This is a genomic window from Flavobacterium sp. R1_16, from assembly GCF_057652095.1.
In genome coordinates this window covers 1-635 of record NZ_JBYFCG010000029.1, presented here as the reverse complement: position 1 = coordinate 635, position 635 = coordinate 1, and the positions used below count along the sequence as shown (strand labels likewise).

Genomic DNA, 635 nt, shown 5'->3' with positions numbered 1-635 from the left:
GCAGTAACAGTTCCCGCACAATTATCTTGAGCAGACGGAGCAGTTACAGAGGCTTCACATTCCCCAGTTACATCAGCCAAAGCAGGAGCAATAGGAGCAGTTACATCTTTTACAATTACATTTTGAGTAGTTGTTTGTATATTACCATCTCCATCATCAAAAGTCCAGTTGATAACATAAGTACCTTGTGAAGAATAAGTCAATGGATCATTTGTAGTTGCTGTAATAACTGCATCAGAACACTCATTGTTAAAAGTTGGTGCTGTAGCTGTAACGGTACATTCACCAGTTATATCTGCAAGAGTAGGCAATACAGGTTTAGTAGTATTGTCAACGATAACATTTTGTTGCGCAGTTACAATATTTCCATTTCCATCATCAAAAGTCCAGTTGATAACAAAAGTACCTTGAGAAGAATAGGTTAGAGGATCATTAGTGGTAGCCGTAATAGTTCCAGCACAGTTATCAGATGTTGTAGGAGCTGTAGCTGTAGCAGTACATTGACCAGTAACGTCTGCTAATTGAGGTAATAGTGGAGCAGTTGTATCTTTTACAATCACATTTTGAGTAGCTGTAGAAGAATTACCATTACCATCGCTGAAGGTCCAAGTTACCACATAAGTACCTTGAGTGTT

1 pseudogene is annotated in these 635 nt (G+C 38.6%); it reads right to left on the bottom strand.

From position 1 onward, the window contains the following. A pseudogene (locus tag AC23L6_RS13355) lies at positions 1-635 on the bottom strand (hypothetical protein); the annotation flags it as partial.